Source organism: Deltaproteobacteria bacterium (genome assembly GCA_016709225.1).
Classification (GTDB): Bacteria; Myxococcota_A; Polyangia; order Nannocystales; family Nannocystaceae; genus Xiheibacterium; species Xiheibacterium phototrophicum.
Genome location: JADJEE010000001.1, coordinates 507,046 through 522,427, shown reverse-complemented (window position 1 = coordinate 522,427; position 15,382 = coordinate 507,046). Strand labels below are relative to the sequence as shown.

At 72.6% G+C, this 15,382-nt stretch carries 13 protein-coding genes; 9 read left to right on the top strand and 4 right to left on the bottom strand.

Going from position 1 to position 15,382, the window contains the following annotated elements; all coding sequences use genetic code 11:
• Nucleotides 1–54 precede the first annotated feature (54 nt).
• Complete coding sequence (locus tag IPH07_02175; protein MBK6916185.1) at nt 55–1,149, top strand: CHAD domain-containing protein; 1,095 nt, start codon at nt 55–57, stop codon at nt 1,147–1,149.
• 7 nt (nt 1,150–1,156) lie between these two features.
• Here IPH07_02175 and IPH07_02170 read toward each other — a convergent pair whose 3' ends face one another.
• The gene (locus tag IPH07_02170; protein ID MBK6916184.1) at nt 1,157–1,423 is read right to left on the bottom strand and encodes a hypothetical protein; all 267 of its coding nucleotides are present in this window, start codon (nt 1,421–1,423) and stop codon (nt 1,157–1,159) included.
• Nucleotides 1,424–1,570: 147 nt separating this feature from the next.
• Nucleotides 1,571–1,831: a DUF4169 family protein gene (locus tag IPH07_02165; GenBank protein MBK6916183.1), complete on the bottom strand. Its 261-nt coding sequence runs from the start codon at nt 1,829–1,831 to the stop codon at nt 1,571–1,573.
• Nucleotides 1,832–2,119: 288 nt separating this feature from the next.
• Here IPH07_02165 and IPH07_02160 point away from each other — a divergent pair, with 288 nt between their 5' ends.
• A complete protein-coding gene (locus IPH07_02160; GenBank protein MBK6916182.1) occupies nt 2,120–3,307 on the top strand; it encodes a choice-of-anchor L domain-containing protein in 1,188 nt (395 codons plus the stop codon).
• Here IPH07_02160 and IPH07_02155 read toward each other — a convergent pair.
• A complete protein-coding gene (locus IPH07_02155) occupies nt 3,235–3,702 on the bottom strand; it encodes a hypothetical protein (protein ID MBK6916181.1) in 468 nt (155 codons plus the stop codon). The genes IPH07_02160 and IPH07_02155 overlap by 73 nt on opposite strands.
• Nucleotides 3,703–3,872: 170 nt before the next feature.
• Between IPH07_02155 and IPH07_02150 the strand changes: the two genes are divergently transcribed.
• The 3 genes from IPH07_02150 (at nt 3,873) to IPH07_02140 (ending at nt 7,296) form a co-directional block, all read left to right on the top strand.
• Entirely contained in the window at nt 3,873–5,189 is a 1,317-nt protein-coding gene (locus tag IPH07_02150) for a tetratricopeptide repeat protein (protein MBK6916180.1), read from the top strand.
• Nucleotides 5,186–5,761 (top strand): hypothetical protein, encoded by a 576-nt coding sequence (locus tag IPH07_02145; GenBank protein ID MBK6916179.1) that lies wholly within the window; start codon nt 5,186–5,188, stop codon nt 5,759–5,761. The genes IPH07_02150 and IPH07_02145 overlap by 4 nt, the downstream gene beginning before the upstream one ends.
• 158 nt (nt 5,762–5,919) lie before the next feature.
• Entirely contained in the window at nt 5,920–7,296 is a 1,377-nt protein-coding gene (locus tag IPH07_02140; GenBank protein MBK6916178.1) for a hypothetical protein, read from the top strand.
• Nucleotides 7,297–7,386: 90 nt separating this feature from the next.
• Here the strand turns inward: IPH07_02140 and IPH07_02135 are convergent, their stop codons facing one another.
• A complete protein-coding gene (locus tag IPH07_02135) occupies nt 7,387–8,268 on the bottom strand; it encodes a sigma-70 family RNA polymerase sigma factor (protein MBK6916177.1) in 882 nt (293 codons plus the stop codon).
• Between the two features lie 43 nt (nt 8,269–8,311).
• On the opposite strand from IPH07_02135, the gene IPH07_02130 reads away from it, so the two are divergent.
• The 4 genes from IPH07_02130 (at nt 8,312) to IPH07_02115 (ending at nt 15,355) form a co-directional block, all read left to right on the top strand.
• Nucleotides 8,312–10,858, top strand: coding sequence for a tetratricopeptide repeat protein (locus IPH07_02130; GenBank protein MBK6916176.1), 2,547 nt, complete (start codon nt 8,312–8,314; stop codon nt 10,856–10,858).
• Nucleotides 10,859–10,897: 39 nt separating this feature from the next.
• Nucleotides 10,898–11,395 carry a hypothetical protein gene (locus IPH07_02125; protein ID MBK6916175.1) on the top strand — a complete coding sequence of 166 codons (498 nt, stop codon included), beginning with the start codon at nt 10,898–10,900 and terminating at the stop codon, nt 11,393–11,395.
• 94 nt (nt 11,396–11,489) lie between these two features.
• On the top strand, nt 11,490–14,261 hold the full coding sequence (locus IPH07_02120; protein MBK6916174.1) for a trypsin-like serine protease: 2,772 nt from the start codon (nt 11,490–11,492) through the stop codon (nt 14,259–14,261).
• A gap of 197 nt (nt 14,262–14,458) precedes the next feature.
• Nucleotides 14,459–15,355, top strand: a complete 897-nt coding sequence (locus IPH07_02115) for a hypothetical protein (protein ID MBK6916173.1) — start codon at nt 14,459–14,461, stop codon at nt 15,353–15,355.
• Nucleotides 15,356–15,382: the final 27 nt, after the last annotated feature.

Here is a 15,382-nt window from a genome sequence, read left to right as displayed (position 1 = left end):
CGGGCCGTCGCAAAGCGCCCCGAACGCTTTCTTGGTAGGCTCGCGCCCGCGACGATGGCAGGGCTTACGCCACCTGCGCGTGGGCTCGCCACGCGCGCCGTTTCGGCGCTCCTCGAGCTGGGCGCGCGCAGCTGGTCGGCCTGGCAGCAGCGCAGCGACGGGTCCGCCGCGGGCGCTGCACCTGCGACGCCACCGCCGCGGACCGATGCGGCGCCACCGGCCGAGACGCCGGCGCGCACACCCGCCGGCGAGGCCGTGCCCGCGCCGTCCGGCCCATCGTGGGCCGCGGCCGCACGGGCCCACCTCGCCCACTACGAGGCCCGCATCCCGATCCCCGCCGAGCCCGAGGCCGACGAGGCGACGGGGCCGAGTGCGACCGCCGTCCGCCGCCGTCGCATCGCGATCCGGCGCCTACGACTGGTCGCGTCGTGGGTCGACGATGGCGACGACGCGCCGGTCGATCGCGCGCTGCGTCGACTCGGGCGCGGTCTCGGTGACGTCCGCGATCGCGACCTCGCGAGCGCGGCGATCCGCGAGCACGTGCACGCCTGCGGCGACGCGGATCTCGGCGCGCTCGAGCGGGCGGCGCTCGACGAACTGCAGGCCTGGCTCGAGGCACGACGCCGTCGTGCGGTCACACGGCACGCATCACGGGACGACGCGGCGGCGATCGATGCCGCACTCGCGGCGTTGCATCGCGCGCTCGAGCCGTGGTGGACCGACGAGGCACACGCGCGCTCGCGCGTGCAGCAGTGGTACGACGGCGCCGTGCTCGCGCTGCGCGAGCGGGTCGCGGCGGCGTACGGCGACCTCGATGTCGAACCACTGCACGAGCTGCGCATCGCGGCGAGGCGCCTGCGCTACGGCCTCGAGTTCGCCGGCGAGCTCGCGCCACCTGGCGCCGCGTCGGTGCTGCCGTGGTGCCGGCGCCTGCAGTCGGTCATCGGCCGCCACCGTGACCACGTGCTGTGGCAGGCGCTGCTGCGTCGTCGCATCGATCGCGCGCTCGCCCACCGTCGCTATGCCCTCGCCCGCGGGCTGGAGCCGGCGCGTCAGGCCGCCCAGCAGGCCCGCGCCGCCGCGTGGGAGACGCTGTCGCAGGAGCTCGCGAGCGCCCGCAGCCAGCTTTCGGTCGGGGCGTCGCGCTGAACTCGGGTCAGCTGCGCGCGCCCGCGGCCGCCTGCAGCGCCTCACCCAGGCGAACACCGCCGGGCCGCAGCGGTCGCGACGGCTCGGGGATCGCCGGCGACTCGATCACCGCCGAGTGCGACGCGCGGCGTTCATCCTGCGCGGCGGCGGAACCCGAGGCCGGCAGCGGCAACCAACCCTTCGCGAGCGCGAACGTGATCGTCGCGCCGAGCGCGACGCCCACGATGGCTCCCCAGGTGATGGTCTTGCGCATGGCGTGTCCGAGCGGGTTCATGGCCTCAACGCCCGTCGCCCTGCGAAGCTTTCGCCCCTGCGACGATTCGAGGTCGCTGCCAATACGCACCAGCGGCCGCGGAGGTTTCCAAGCGTGGCGTCGCGCGGTCGACGTCGCGTCGGCCGCCGACGTCCCGTCGCCCGCGGCCTACGTGGGGCCGTCGCCGTCGTCCGGGGGCGTCGCCGCGTCGGGCCCCGCGTCGCCGCCTTCGGCCGCAGGGGCCGGCACGATCACCGGTCCGCGGCGATGGCCCTCGTGGCGGGCATCGGCGCGCTCGGCCTCGGCTCGCAGCCGCCCACGCTCGGCCTTGGTGCGGCCGTGTCGCGCCGCGTTGGCGTCGGCCTGCGCGCGCGCCTGCGCCTGCGCGCGGGCCTTGCGGGCCTTGCCCAGCTTGATGACGTCCGCCATGGCTGCCGCGATCATGCCTGCGTCGCGGGGTCCGTGCACGCTGACTCCGGTCGCCGCGGCGCAGCGACGGTGCAAGTCGCCCATGCAGGGTGCCCAAGCGCGTGCGCGCCGGCGGGCCTCGCGACCGTGCGACGACCCCGGCCACGGCGCACGCCGACGCTGCTGCCGCGCGTCATCGCTGGCGGGTGCCCGCACCGCGCGGCCACGGGGCGGCGATGGAACGATCGATGCACCGCGACGAGCGCGGATGCGCCGACGCGACCGCCAACCACGAACCGAGGTGCGACGATGATCGATCGAACGCGACGTCTCGCGCGCCCGACCTGCCGGATCGCGAGCGTGGGCGCGCCCGCGATCGCGACGATGCTCGCGTGCTCGGCCGACGGCATCGGCCGCGGGGGCGTGGGCGGCTCGGTCGGCATCGCCAGCGCCGCCGACGACGCGGGCGCACCGGGATCCAGCACCGGCGGCGAAGACAGCTCGGCCGGGGTCGGCACCGACGACGACGTGACCGGCGGCGGCGGTCCGGGACCCAAGTTCGACCTCGGCGACGGCGATGGCAGCGGCGCATCGCCGGACGACGGCGGCTGCGGCACCGCCGACTGCGAGTGCACGATCCCCGATCACGTGCCGTGCGACGCCGGCACCACCGATCCGTTCCGCGCCATGGGCCTCAACTGCCCCGGCGAGCTGCAGGTGCAGACCAGCAGCCAGGGACCCGGCGGCGCGATCGGCCTGCGCAGCGCCTTCGGCGGCACCAACACCTTCGCGCCCCGCGAGGGCAGCCTCTACGCCGTCATCGGCTCGGGGCTGGTCGCCGATCTCGACCTGACGACCCCCAACGGCGACAGCAACGCGTTCCCGACCCACTGCAACGACGACCTCGGCAACTACGATCCCGGGGGCACCCTGCCCGCGCCGATCCAGACCGAGGATGTCGGCGGCGACTGCAGCACCAACGCCGCGCTGATCGGCACCGGCGACTGCTCGAACACGATCCACGAGCAGTTCTCGCAGGGCGGCAGCGCCGAGGACTACGTCGAGCTGCGCTTCGAGGTCGACGTGCCGCCGGACGTCATCTCGTTGAGCTACGACTTCGCGTTCTTCTCGGTCGAGTACCCGGTCTACTTCGGATCGCAGTTCAACGACATGTACATCGGTTGGCTCGAGTCGGAGCTGTGGACCGGCAACGTCTCGTTCGACGCGATGGGCAACCCCATCTCGCTCAACGCCGGCTTCCTGCAGTACAAGGACGATGGCGGCAACGCGCCCGAGTTCAGCGGCACCTGCATGCGCCAGCACGCCGGCACCGACTGGCTCACCACCACCGCGGGCGTGATGCCGGGCGAGCACATCACGGTCGCGTTCGCGATCTTCGATCTCTCGGACTCGATCCTCGACAGCTACGCGTTCATCGACAACTTCGGCTGGGGCTGCGATCCCACCGGCGTGCCGTCCACCGAGCCCGAGGGCTGAGCCCGCGCCGGGGTCCGCGTGAGCGCCCACGCCCACGCGACCAGCGGCAGCTGCAGCGGCACTCGCAGCCACGCGATGGTGGTGTCGCGCATGACCGGCGGCACCACGAGCTCGGGATCGATCCCGTGCAGCGCGTGGTGCCAGTTCGCGGGCCACACCGCCAGCAGCGTGACCACGCTGCACCAGCCGCCGAGCCTGCGCGTGCGCGGGTGCAGCAACGCCGCCGCGTTGCTCAGCTCGACCACGCCCGAGACCCACACCACCAGCAGTGGCGCCGGCAGCCATGGCGGCACGATCGCGGCGAAGAAGCCCGCGTGGGTGAAGTGGGCCAGGCCGGCCACCGCCCACAGCGACGCCAGCGGCAGGTGCACGAGCCCTCGCCATGGACCTGCCATCTGGCAGGCATACGCGGCGCAGCGACCGGCAGATCACCCGCAAGATCGCCGGCAGATCACGGATGGATCACCCAGCAGATCAGCCGCCACGCGTCGCGGCGGCCGGCGCCCCGCGCTGGATGTCGGCGCCATCGATCCGTGCACGCACACCGCCCGTACCGCCGGGCAGCATGGACCGACACTCCCCGCGATCCCTCGCGCTGGCCGCCGTGATGGCGCTCGGCCTCGGCTGCGACGCCCCGCCGTCCGACCCCGTCGCCGCCGCGGTCGCGGCCGTCGAGCCCCCCGACGAGGCCGCGCCTGCGGCTGCACTGGCGCTCTCGTACGCGCCCGGCGAGGGCACCACCGAGCAGGCGATTGCGGCCGCCCAGGCGGCCGTGCGGGCACGCCCCGACGACGTCGCGGCCTACGACGCGCTCGCGACGTGGCTGCTGCGTCGCGGTCGCGAGACCAGCGATGGCTCCTACCGACTCTACGCCGAGGACGCGCTGCGGACCGCGCGGGCGCTCGACCCCGACGACGGCCAGGCGCTGCTGCTGTCGGCGATGGTGCTGCAGGATCAGCACCGCTTCCGCGGCGCGGCCGCGCTCGCCCGCGAGTTCATCGCGGCGCATCCCGACGACTCGAGCGGCCCGCTGGTGCTGGGCGACGCGCTGCTCGAGCTGGGTGACTACGACCCCGCGATCGATGCCTATCAGCAGGCCATGAACCTGCGCCCCGATCTGCGCAGCTACAATCGCGCGGCCCACATGCGCTGGCTGCTCGGCGACGCCGACGATGCCCGCGAGATCCTCGTGCTGGCGATCGATGCCGGCAGCGAGCGCGACCCCGAGTCGCGCGCGTGGTGCTTCGTCGATCTCGGCGACATCGATCTGCGCACCGGTCGCATCGATCTGGCCGAGCAATCGGCCCGCGCGGCGCTGCACCTGGTGCCCGAGTACTGGCCCGCGCAGGTGCTGCTCGCCCGCGTGCTGCACCGCAAGGGCGACCGCGACGGCGCCATCGGGCAGCTGTCGGCCGCGCTGGCCCGCCGCAGCAGCGCCGAGGATCTGCTGCGGCTGTCGGACTGGCTGGTCGAGGCCGGCCGCAGCGACGAGGCCGCCCTGCGCGAGCGCGAGGCGCTGGCGCTGGTCGGCGCCGAGCCGCGGGCGTGGGCGCACTGGCTCGCGCGGCACGATCGCGAGCCCGCGCGTGCGCTCGAGCTGGCCGCCCGCGAGCGCTCGGCGCGGAACAACCTCGCCGCCCACGACACCCACGCGCTCGCGCTGCTGCGCAGCGGTCGACTCGACGAGGCCAAGGCCGCCAGTGCGAAGGCGCTGGCACTCGGCACCCAGGATCCCGAGCTGCTGCTGCACGCGGCGATGATCGACGCTGCGCGTGGCGACGTCGCGGCGGCCCGCGCGGGCCTGCAGCGCGCCCGCAGCCTCGATGCCGGCGTCGACCCCTTGCTGGCCGACGCGCTCGCGTCCGCGCTGGGGGAGGCATGAGCACGACACGACACGTCCTGCTGACGGCGCTGTTGCTGGGCGCGTGCACCGATGGCGTCGCGCGCGAGTCGGTGCCCGCGGAGGCAGAGCCCGAGCCCACCGCTGCGGTCGTCACGATCGACGGCCGCGATCAGTACGCACTGCTCGGCGACATCGAGGGCACGCAGGGCAACGCGCTCGCGCGCGACGGCGCCGCGATGGGACGCGTGCGGGCGGCCTGGCAGGGCGTGCGCGTGCGCTGGGAGGCCGCGTTCGTGGCCCCGCTGTGCCGCGACGCCGGCAGCTGTCACCTCGCGCCGTTCGACCACGCCCGCGTGACCGATCACCGCATCCAGCAGGGCTGGATGCCGCAGCTCGAGCTCGACGACGCCGGCGTCGCCGCCCTCGCCCGCCAGTGTGCGCCCCACCCCGCCTGCGTGGTCGAGTTCGAGGCGACCCTGCGCGAGTTCGTGTTCGACCCCGAGCACGCCACCGCGCTGCGCTTCGCCGACGTCGCGGTGCTCGGCACCCGCGCCGCGCGGGCCGACGAGTCGTGGCTCGCGACGCCCGGCCGCCCCCGCGGGCGCACCTGACGACGCGCAGGTTGCCGATCGCGCCCTCGAGGTTCCCGGCCGACACGGGCTTCCACGTGAGCGAACCCAGGGGCCCGACCCTTTTGCGACCCCGGCGTTCCACTGTTACGGTGCCGGGGTCGAACGCGCGCCGACGCGGGTGGACGACCGGGGGATCGATGACGACGACGCGCAGCGCTTCGTGGGGGATGTTCGCGTGCACGCTGGCCATCGCGGCCTGCGGGGACGATGCATCGAGCGTGTGGGATCAGGGCGGCGACGCCACCGCAGAGTCGGGCTCGGCGTCGGCCTCGATGTCGGCGAGCGGCTCGGCGAGCGCGGCCGACAGCGGCAGCGTCTCGGCCTCGGGCGGCACCGGCAGCAGCTCCGGCGCAGCGACGGCCGACTCGGGTGATCCGATCTTCGACGTCGCCGTCGGCGACACCGATCTGTCCGACAGCTGCGGCTGCGGCTACCAGTACATCTGGATCGCCAACGCCGACGAGGGCACGGTCTCGAAGGTCAACACCCGCACGCTCGAGGAGGAGGGTCGCTACATCACGCGCCCCGACGGCGTCGGCAACCCCTCGCGCACCTCGGTGAGCCTCTCGGGCGACGTCGCGATCGCCAACCGTCACGGCGGGCTCGTGAAGTTCTACGGCGACACCAGCAAATGCCAGGAGAGCAACGGCATGCCCGGCATCCAGACCTCGCTGGGCGCCAACAACGTGCTGGGCTGGGACGTCGAGGAGTGCCGCGCGTGGTACGTGCCGTTCTCGACCACCAACCAACGACCGGTGGCGTGGACGCCGGGCACGCTGTCGCGCGACACCTGCGAGTCGGCCGGTGAGAACGTGTGGACGGTGATGAGCGCGACCCCGGGCATCGCACCGGGCATCGGTGGCGCCGGTGGTGTGATCGCGACCTTGGTCAACGGCGACGACGGCTCGATCGTGCAGTCGGTGCCGGTCGACGACTTCCCTGGCATCCAGCTCGGGGCCTACGGCGGCGCCGTCGATGCGCAGGGCAACCTCTTCTTCACGCCGATGGGCGCGATCAGCTTCAACAACCAGCTGGCGCGCGTCGACATCGACGACCTCACGGTGCAGCTGTGGCCGATTCCCGCCGGCATCGCGCCCTACGGCATCACCGTCGATCACCTCGGCGACGTGTGGGTCAGCTCGACGCTGGGCGCGACCGCGGCGCGCTTCGTGGTCGCGACCGAGACGTGGGAGCCGGTGATGGGCGGCGTGCTGAGCCTGGGCGGCATCGTCGAGGGCCCCGACAATCAGATGTGGGTCGCCGTCGACGGCGGCGCGGTGTCGATCGACATGGCCACGCTCACCACCGGGGTCTCGTTCGTCAACGGCCAGACCGTGAAGGGCGTCGCGATCGACGTCGACGGCTACCTGTGGGCGGTCGACAACGCTGCCCACAAGGTCAACCCGGAGACCGGCGCACTGGTCGGCAGCTACAACGGCCTGAGCGGGCCGTACTCGTACTCGGACATGACCGGCCACGCGCTCAGCAACACGTACTGCCCACCGGCGGGCTGACGCGGGCGGGGCAGACCGGGCAAGGACGACGCGCCCTCGCGCGAGACGAACTCGCCCCCGGCGTGTCGTTGGTTCGTGACCCTGCGCGCCCTATGCATCGCGCTCGCGCGGACCGAGCAACGACCCGAGCGTGAGCGGGACCTGGGACAGCAGCGCCTTCGCCACGCTTTCGGCGGCCGCGTCGTCGAGACCTTCGCGTCGCGCCAGGGCCTTGCCGATCGCCTCGCGCATGCGCGCTCTCGCATCCGTGAGCCAGCGTGCGATGCTCGAACGGTGCACGCCGAACACAGGGGCGATGCGATCGATGCTGAGACCGTCGAGGTAGTGCAGTCGCAGCAACGTGCGACCACGCGCGTCGAGCGAGCCCACGGCCGCGCGCAGCGCAGCGACGAACGACTCGCGGTAGCGCTCGCGCAGCACTTCGAGCGCAGCGTCGCCCTCGGTCGCGCGCTCGAGTTCGTCGTCGTCGTCGGCCAGTGTCACGGTGCGTGCACGTCGGAGGTTGAGCGCAACGCGGACCACGGTCACGCGGACCCAGCCGGCGAGGCCGCCCTGACCGGCGTAGTCGGCGATTCGTGGGCCGCGAGCGCCGTCGCCGACGAGCAGCCGCTCGCGGACGATCTGTCCGGCGTCCTCGGCCAGTGCCGTGTCCGCCGGCAGCCGTCGCAGCAGACGTCCGAGGTCGGCGAGATGCGCGGCGTCGAACGCCCGCACGGCCGCGACGACGCCGTGCTGACACGCGATCGCGAGGTACAGATCCGCGGCCCGCTCGGTCATGCGCCGCAGCGCGATCGACTCGCCCTCGCCTGGCCTACGGCGCAGTGCCAGCTCGCGCACGAACGTCTCGTCGTCGAGCCACTCGGCGGGCCAGCTGGCGTGCGCGGCCGCGAGCACGGCCGCAAGCGCTGGCTCGCGCTCGTCGTCGTCAGGCCCCTCGCCGGCCCAAGCGCGCGAGAGCGGACGATTGGTCACCGCCGCACTACACACGCTTGCGCCCAGGAAGGCAATGCCGAGCGTGTCTGAGCTCGACCGCGACGGCTCGCAGCCCGTCGACGCAGCGCGGCCGACGATCGCGACGGCGTGCCCCGACGAAGCCACGGTGCAAGCGCTGCTGGAGCGGCGGCTCGCGGCCGATGAGGCCGCGCGCGTCCAGACCCACCTCGACGGCTGCTCGACGTGCCGCAGGTGGCTCGCCGCGGCGGCGCATGCGGTGCTCGAGCCCGACCCTGACCGGCAATCGGACGACGGGCTGCGCTCGCGCGGGGCCGAGTTCGGCCGCTACGTCGTGCTCGACGTGATCGGTCGCGGTGGCATGGGCACGGTGTTCTCTGCCTGGGACCCCGAGCTCGATCGCCGCATCGCGCTCAAGCTGCTGCGCGATGATCGCAGCCTTCGCGACGAGGATCGTCGCCGACTGCAGCGCGAGGCGCAGGCGATGGCCAAGCTCGCACACCCCAACGTCGTCGCGGTCCACGACGTCGGCACGCTCGACGGCGAGGTGTTCATCGCGATGGAGTTCGTCGAGGGTGCGACGCTGCGGCAGTGGCAGCGCGAGCGCGCGCGACCGTGGCGCGAGATCCTGTGCACGTACCTGATGGCGGGTGAAGGGCTGGCGGCGGCCCACCGGGTGGGGCTGGTCCACCGCGACTTCAAGCCCGACAACGTGCTGGTTGGCCACGACGGGCGCGCGCGTGTTGCCGACTTCGGGCTCGCGCGCGCGGGGCGATTCGCCGAGGAGCTGGAGAGTCGGCCCAGCGACAGTGAGACCAGCGCGCTGGCCGGGACCCCGGCGTACATGGCACCCGAGCAGCGCATCGGCGATGCCGTCGATGCGCGCGCCGATCAGTTCGCGTTCTGTCGCGCGATGCAGGAGGCCTTGGCGAGCTGCGCCAGCGATCGCGCGCCGAAGTGGCTCCATGCCGTCCTTCGGCGCGGGCAGGCGCACGCACCCGAGGCGCGCTGGCCCGCGATGGCGACGCTGCTCGGCGAACTCCGCCGCGAGCCCGCGCGACGCTGGCGACGGCTCGCGCTCGGTGGTTCGGCCGCGACGTCGACGATGGCCGTGATCACCGCGATGCGCGTGGGTTCGACGCCGTGCGACGACCTCGACGATGGGCGCGAGCAGCCCTGGGATCCGCGAGAGCTGGCCGCGCTCCAGGCTCGCATCGCCGAGGATCCACGGGCCGATGCCACGGCGATCGCGGCCCGCGTCGTGGGCGAGTTCGAGTCCTACGCCACCGCCTGGGTTGACATGCGCACCGACGCATGTCTCGCCCATCGCGTGCGCGACGAGCAATCGGCGGCGCTGTACGACCAGCGCATGGTCTGCCTCGATCGCCGGCGCAGCGCGGTCGCGGCATTCGTGGGCGCAGTGACCGAGGCCGAGACGCTACCGCTGCACGAACTCGTGCCCGCGGCGCTCGGCCTGCCGCGGATCGCCGACTGCGCCGATCTCGAGCGCCTGGCCGAGGTGCTACCGCTGCCGGGCGATCAAGCGGCACGCGACGGCCTCGCCGCGGCCACCGACACGCTCGAACGCGCGTGGATCGATCGCTACTTGTTCGGCGACTCCGGCAGCCTCATGGGCCCGGTGTCGTCGGTCTACGAGGCCGCAAGCAACCTCCACTATCCGCCGCTGCAGGCCAAGGCCGCGTCGTTGCTCGCCGATCTACAGCAGGACGCAGGCGACTTCGCGGCGGCGCACCGCACCCTGCAAGATGGGCTCATCGCGGCCACCGCGGGCCACGACGATCGCACCGCGGGCGTGCTCGCGATCAAGGTGGCCGCGCTGCTGGGAATCGAGCAGCGGCGGTTTGCCGAGGCCGAGACGGCGGTACGCTTCGCCGAGGCCCTGCTCGCGCGAGGGCCGAGCCCCGCGGAGGACCAGGCGGGGCTGCGCTCGGTGCGAGCGTTGCTCGCACGACTGCAGGGCGATCCCGAGGGCGCGCTGGCGCTGCATCGCGAAGCGTTGGCACTGATCGACGGCGCATCCGGGGCCACGCCGGGCGAGCGCGCCGGGGAACGCAGCAACTACGCCGCCACGCTCATGGCGCTCGACCGCCACGCCGAGGCCGCGCGCGTGCTCGACGAGGCCGTCGCCCTGGTACAGACCGAGCTCGGCGACCGGCACCCCGTGGTCGCCGCGATCCTGCAGAATCAGGCCCTCGCGCTCGCCGGCGCCGGTGACCTCGAGCGCGCGCTCGAGCTCACCGAACGCGCGCGGTCGCTGTTCGCGTTGGCCTACGGTGCCGACGACCGTCGGGTCGGCGATGTGCTCCGCAACCTCGCGGTGTTCGAAACGGAACTCGGACGCACCACTGCAGCACGCGAGCACGCGCGCAAGGCGCTCGAGATCCTCGAGAATGCGCTCGGCCATGAGCATCCCATGGTTGGTGAGACACTCACTGCGCTCGGCATCGCCGAGCGCTCGCTGGGCGCGTGCGGGGCTGCACGCGACGCGTTCACGCGGGCGATCGCGATCACGACGGCGGGCGACGACGCTGCGGAGTCGCAGCGGATCGCTGCGTTGGCAGCCCTGCCCTGCGAATCCGCGATCCCGTGAGACGGATCCGCGGGCAGCGTGTCCTCCACGGAGGACCCCATGACCAGCCCACGCTTGTTCCGCGTCGTCGCCACCCAGTTGCTCATCGCCGTCACCGTGCTCGCGGCCCATGACTCCGAGGCCGCAGCCGCGCCTTCGCCCAGCTATCCGCTGCGCTGTCGCGGCGGCGCGAGCATGGACATGTCGCTGGCATCGAACGGTTTCGGCTTCGTGCTGAGCTTCCCTTTCAGCCACGCGGCGGGTGGCGACCCGCAGACCGTGGCCGCCGGCGCGTGCACGTGGCTCGATCGGCCGCTCAACCCGGACGAGCCCACCACGCTCTCGTTCACGCACTCGACCCGTGCTCGATTCAGCCTGCCATCGGTGAGCGGCAGCGATCCAACCGGAGGGTTCTCCGCGAGCACCGACAGCTACGCCGACCGCGATCACATCAAGCAGGCCAACGCACTCGCCAAGGCCATCCGCGAGGGTGCGATCTTCACGGTCGAGGCCTATGGCAGGGATGGTGCGCTGGTGATCACGCGCGTGGACATGTGAACGACCTGCACGAAGTGCGAGACCACCCGCGCGCGAGCGTGTCCTCGATGGTGCCGGCCGAGCCACGAAGGCCGCGACCTCGAGGACCGTTGCCATGCCCACCACCAAGCTCCGCCCCCACGCCCGACTCGCCGCACTGGCACTCGCGACCGCCTGCGATGTCGACAACCACACCGATGGCGTCGACCCCGAACCGTCGTCGCCACGCATCCGCCAGGGCTGGGACGACGTCGACGGGCCGTTCGCCAATGCATCGGTGCGACTGAACCGACCCGGCGGCGGCACCTGTACCGGCACGCTGATCGCCCGCAACCGCGTGCTCACGGCCAACCACTGCCTGACGGGATCGATCACCTCCACCGAGACCAAGCTGGGTCTATGGGCCGGCGCGTTCAAGGAGAGCCCCTACGGCGCGGCCGCGGGCAAGTGGGCGAAGGCGGTCGGCGGCGCGATCGAGATCGGCATCGGCCTCGACGACTCGTCGTTCGCCACGCAGCACGTGACGGCAACCGCAGGTTGGGTGCGGCATCTCGGCCCGATCCTCGAGGACGAAGCCGACTCGGACGTCGCGGTGCTCGAGCTGTCCGAACACGTGCCCGTCGGCGTGGGACCGGGGCACTGGAACGTACGACCGGTGCACCCGTGGGAGCCCGGCCGCAGCTGCCCATCCGACTTCGAGGGGCGCTACAGCGGCTGGGGCCTCGTCGACGACGGGGCCGGGCTGGCGACCCGACGCCAGGCGTATCAGGAAGACGCGTCGTGCGAGGACGGCGTCTGCGAGATCGGCTTCGCCTTCGAGGCGTACCACGGGATCCTCCCGGGCGACTCGGGCGGTCCGCTGTTCACCACCGACGCCACGCCGCTGGTCTGTGGCGTCGCCTCACAGACCGAGTCGGCGCCCTGGGGCCGAACGGCGGTGTGGACCTCGACCAACGATCCGGACACGGCCGACTTCATCCGCGACACCTCGTTCTCCACCGCGACGGGGCTGTGGTCGGGCGAATGCGGCGGGCCTGACAGCGACGGCGACGGCGTGGGCGATGCTTGCGACAACTGCCCATCGACGCCGAATCCGACCCAGCGCAACTCCGACGCCGACGGCCGCGGCGATCACTGCGACAACTGTCCCAGCATCGCGAACGGTGACCAGAAGAACGCCAACCTCTTCGCCGAGATCGAGACCTTCGGCGCGCCGCCGTCTCCACCGCCGAGTGCGACATTCCTGGGCGAGAAGTACCCCGGCGACGTCTGCGATCCGCACCCCGTGACCCGACTCGCGAACACCTACGATCGCTTCGACGATCCCGACACCGACGGTCGACGCATACCCTGCGAGTTCGCACACGAGCCGATCTGCGGCGGCACGCCGAGCGGTGGTACCTGCGGCGTGTCCTACGGCAACGTCATCGTGGCGGAGCCCGTGGTCGGGAGCACGGCGCCGACGTTGGGCACCACGCGAATGATGTACTGCGACTGCGCGCCCGGCTACGACATCTACACCTGTGCGTTCGGCTCGGGCTGCGATCGCGACGACGTCGGTGCTGCAAGCTATGGCTGGAAGCCGATGACGCTGATCGACGCCAATACCGGCGCAGGCATCACGCCGATCAAAGGCTACGTCGACACCGCCCACGCCGCGATTCAACCCGATGCCAGCGGGCCGAAGTCGGCCAAGAGCTTCCGCTGGGGCTGGGCCTACTGGAACGATCTGCTGCTGTCGCCCGTGCTGCCCGGCACCAGCTACGCGGTATTCGACGGCTGGGTGTGGTCGTGGGTGAAGAACTACGGCCCGAGTGGCGGCGGCTACGGGCTGCTCCCCACCGGCGACACCAACGCGCAGCGACGTCGCCAGCACCTCACGCGCATGCACGTCGACGAGGTCACGATGCCGTCGTTTCCGCTGCCGTGTCCGACCATCGAGGTCGTCCGCATGCCGCTCATCGACTTCGACGAGGATCCGTTCGACATCCCGTGCACCGGCTGCGACGAAGCCGATGCGGGGTGGTTCACGGCGATTCCACAGGAGGACGGGCCGTGGAGCGGGGCCACGGCGATCTCCGCGACCCACGGCTCGTTCGACGCGATGGGCAAGCTCGACTGGGAGCTCGTCCGCGCCATGCGGGATCCGGAGCTCCGGACCGTGTGCGCGAGCGACGGCGCGGGCACAGCGTCTGGCACCGCCATCGGAGTCGTGCTCGATGCCGGTGGCCGCGTGTTCGGGACGATCCGCGCCGACCAGCCCATCCATCTCGGAGCGTCGATTGCCAGCGATCCGCTGCAGCCGCAGCAAGCCCCGGCGCCGGCCGCGTTCTCGCTGCGTCGGCAGGAGCTCGCGCTGTTCGAGCGCGATCCCCAGGGCCGCGCCCTGCTGCGCACCGTCGATCTCGCCGCCGGCAGCACCGAGTACGAGTACTTCGTCGGTGATCTCCAGCCCGACGACGTGCGTGCCCTGGCCTACGACGCCAGCGACGACGCATACTACGCGGTCGAGCGCACCGACGGAGAATTCGGCGCACGCCTGCTGCGATTCCCGCGAGGTCGCACCGTCGAGCTCGTGGGTGCGTGGCCCGACGCACATCGCTTCGAGGAGTTCGCGCTCACGATCGGTCCCAACGGCGAGCTGGTGCTGACGTCGTCGGGACCGTGGCAGGTGATGGTCTCGCTGCTGACGTTCGATCGCGAGGGCGTGCGGCTGTGGCAACAGGCGTTCGCCCAAGACCTGCTGGCCTCGCCGGCGATCCTGAACGGCGGCGCGCTGCGCTACGCCGCCCAGCGCTGGCAGGACGCGCCGGTGGTCCGCACGATCGCGGAACTCGACGCCGAGCCCCAAGAGCTCGACATCCGCGCGATGGAAGGTGCGTTCTGAAGGCCGCTGGGCTCGCGCTCGCCATGGTGGCCATCGGCGGCTGCGGCGATGCCCAGGCGGTCGCTCCACCACCTCGAGCAGCCCCGGCGGCGTGGACCCGCGCAAGCGAGGCTGCGCGCTGCGGCGCGACCGTCGCGAGTGACGCGGCTCTCGCGATGCTCACGCCGAGCTGGGCCTCGTGCGGTGAAGGCTGCAGGGTGACGACCGCCGACGGGAGCTTCGTCGTCGGCGGTCACGAGCCGGTGCGAAGCATCGACGGCGTACCGTACCTGGTCGCGACCGCCTTCACACCCGACCTCGGGCGCTGGACCACCAGCGTCGGCCCGCTCGGCGCGGCACCGGTGTTCGCGATCTCGCATCGCCTCGACGCCGACGACGGCTGCACGGCCCGGGTCGCCGTCGGCGACGACGGGTTGGCGGTCGCCCTGCACGTCGACGGCTCGCTCGCCGACGAGCTGCTCGTCGACCTCGACCGCGGCGCGCCGCGAGTGGTGGCGATGGACGACGTGGTCGTCGGCCTCGCCGTCGGGGACACGGCGGCGTGGGTCGGGCTCGATCACATGGGGCTGCGTCGCGCCGACGGTGCCGTCGTCACCGACGGCTGGGTCCATCCCCGGGCGATCGACGACGCCATCATCGTGCGCAGCGTCGATGGCCACCGGCTCGGTCGCATCGCCGATGGCGTGCTCACGCCATGGACCAGCAGCCCACGCGCGACCAGCGAGGTCACCCTCGATCGAGCGCGCGCGCGCGTGATCTGGATCGAAGCCGACGAGGTCGCGACCGGCTTCCACGATCCCAGCCTGTGGTCGGCGACGACGCGCGGCGACGATCGGCGGGCCCACGGCGCGGTGCCGGGCGGGGACGGCCGCGGCGGATGGGGCATGGTCGCCGACGACGATCGCGTGCTCGTGATCGACGGACCCGATCACGCTTGGGTGACGCCGCTCGATGGCTCGCCCACGATCGACCTGCGCCCACCGGTGGGGCTGGGGTGGATCCGTCCGCTGTGGATCGACGCGCACGAGGCCTGGCTGCTCGCCGGGCCCCCGCACGGTCGCGCCAACGCGATCGTCCGCCGACGATGGCGCTGACGATGACGCCGCCATTGCAACGACCCC

Coding starts and splice junctions, on each gene's coding strand:
- IPH07_02125 (MBK6916175.1), top strand. CDS start 10,898: ATGACCAGCCCACGCTTGTTCCGCGTCGTCGCCACCCAGTTGCTCATC.
- IPH07_02120 (MBK6916174.1), top strand. CDS start 11,490: ATGCCCACCACCAAGCTCCGCCCCCACGCCCGACTCGCCGCACTGGCA.
- IPH07_02165 (MBK6916183.1), bottom strand. CDS start 1,831: ATGGCGGACGTCATCAAGCTGGGCAAGGCCCGCAAGGCCCGCGCGCAG.
- IPH07_02155 (MBK6916181.1), bottom strand. CDS start 3,702: ATGGCAGGTCCATGGCGAGGGCTCGTGCACCTGCCGCTGGCGTCGCTG.
- IPH07_02145 (MBK6916179.1), top strand. CDS start 5,186: ATGAGCACGACACGACACGTCCTGCTGACGGCGCTGTTGCTGGGCGCG.
- IPH07_02170 (MBK6916184.1), bottom strand. CDS start 1,423: ATGAACCCGCTCGGACACGCCATGCGCAAGACCATCACCTGGGGAGCC.
- IPH07_02140 (MBK6916178.1), top strand. CDS start 5,920: ATGACGACGACGCGCAGCGCTTCGTGGGGGATGTTCGCGTGCACGCTG.
- IPH07_02160 (MBK6916182.1), top strand. CDS start 2,120: ATGATCGATCGAACGCGACGTCTCGCGCGCCCGACCTGCCGGATCGCG.
- IPH07_02175 (MBK6916185.1), top strand. CDS start 55: ATGGCAGGGCTTACGCCACCTGCGCGTGGGCTCGCCACGCGCGCCGTT.
- IPH07_02150 (MBK6916180.1), top strand. CDS start 3,873: ATGGACCGACACTCCCCGCGATCCCTCGCGCTGGCCGCCGTGATGGCG.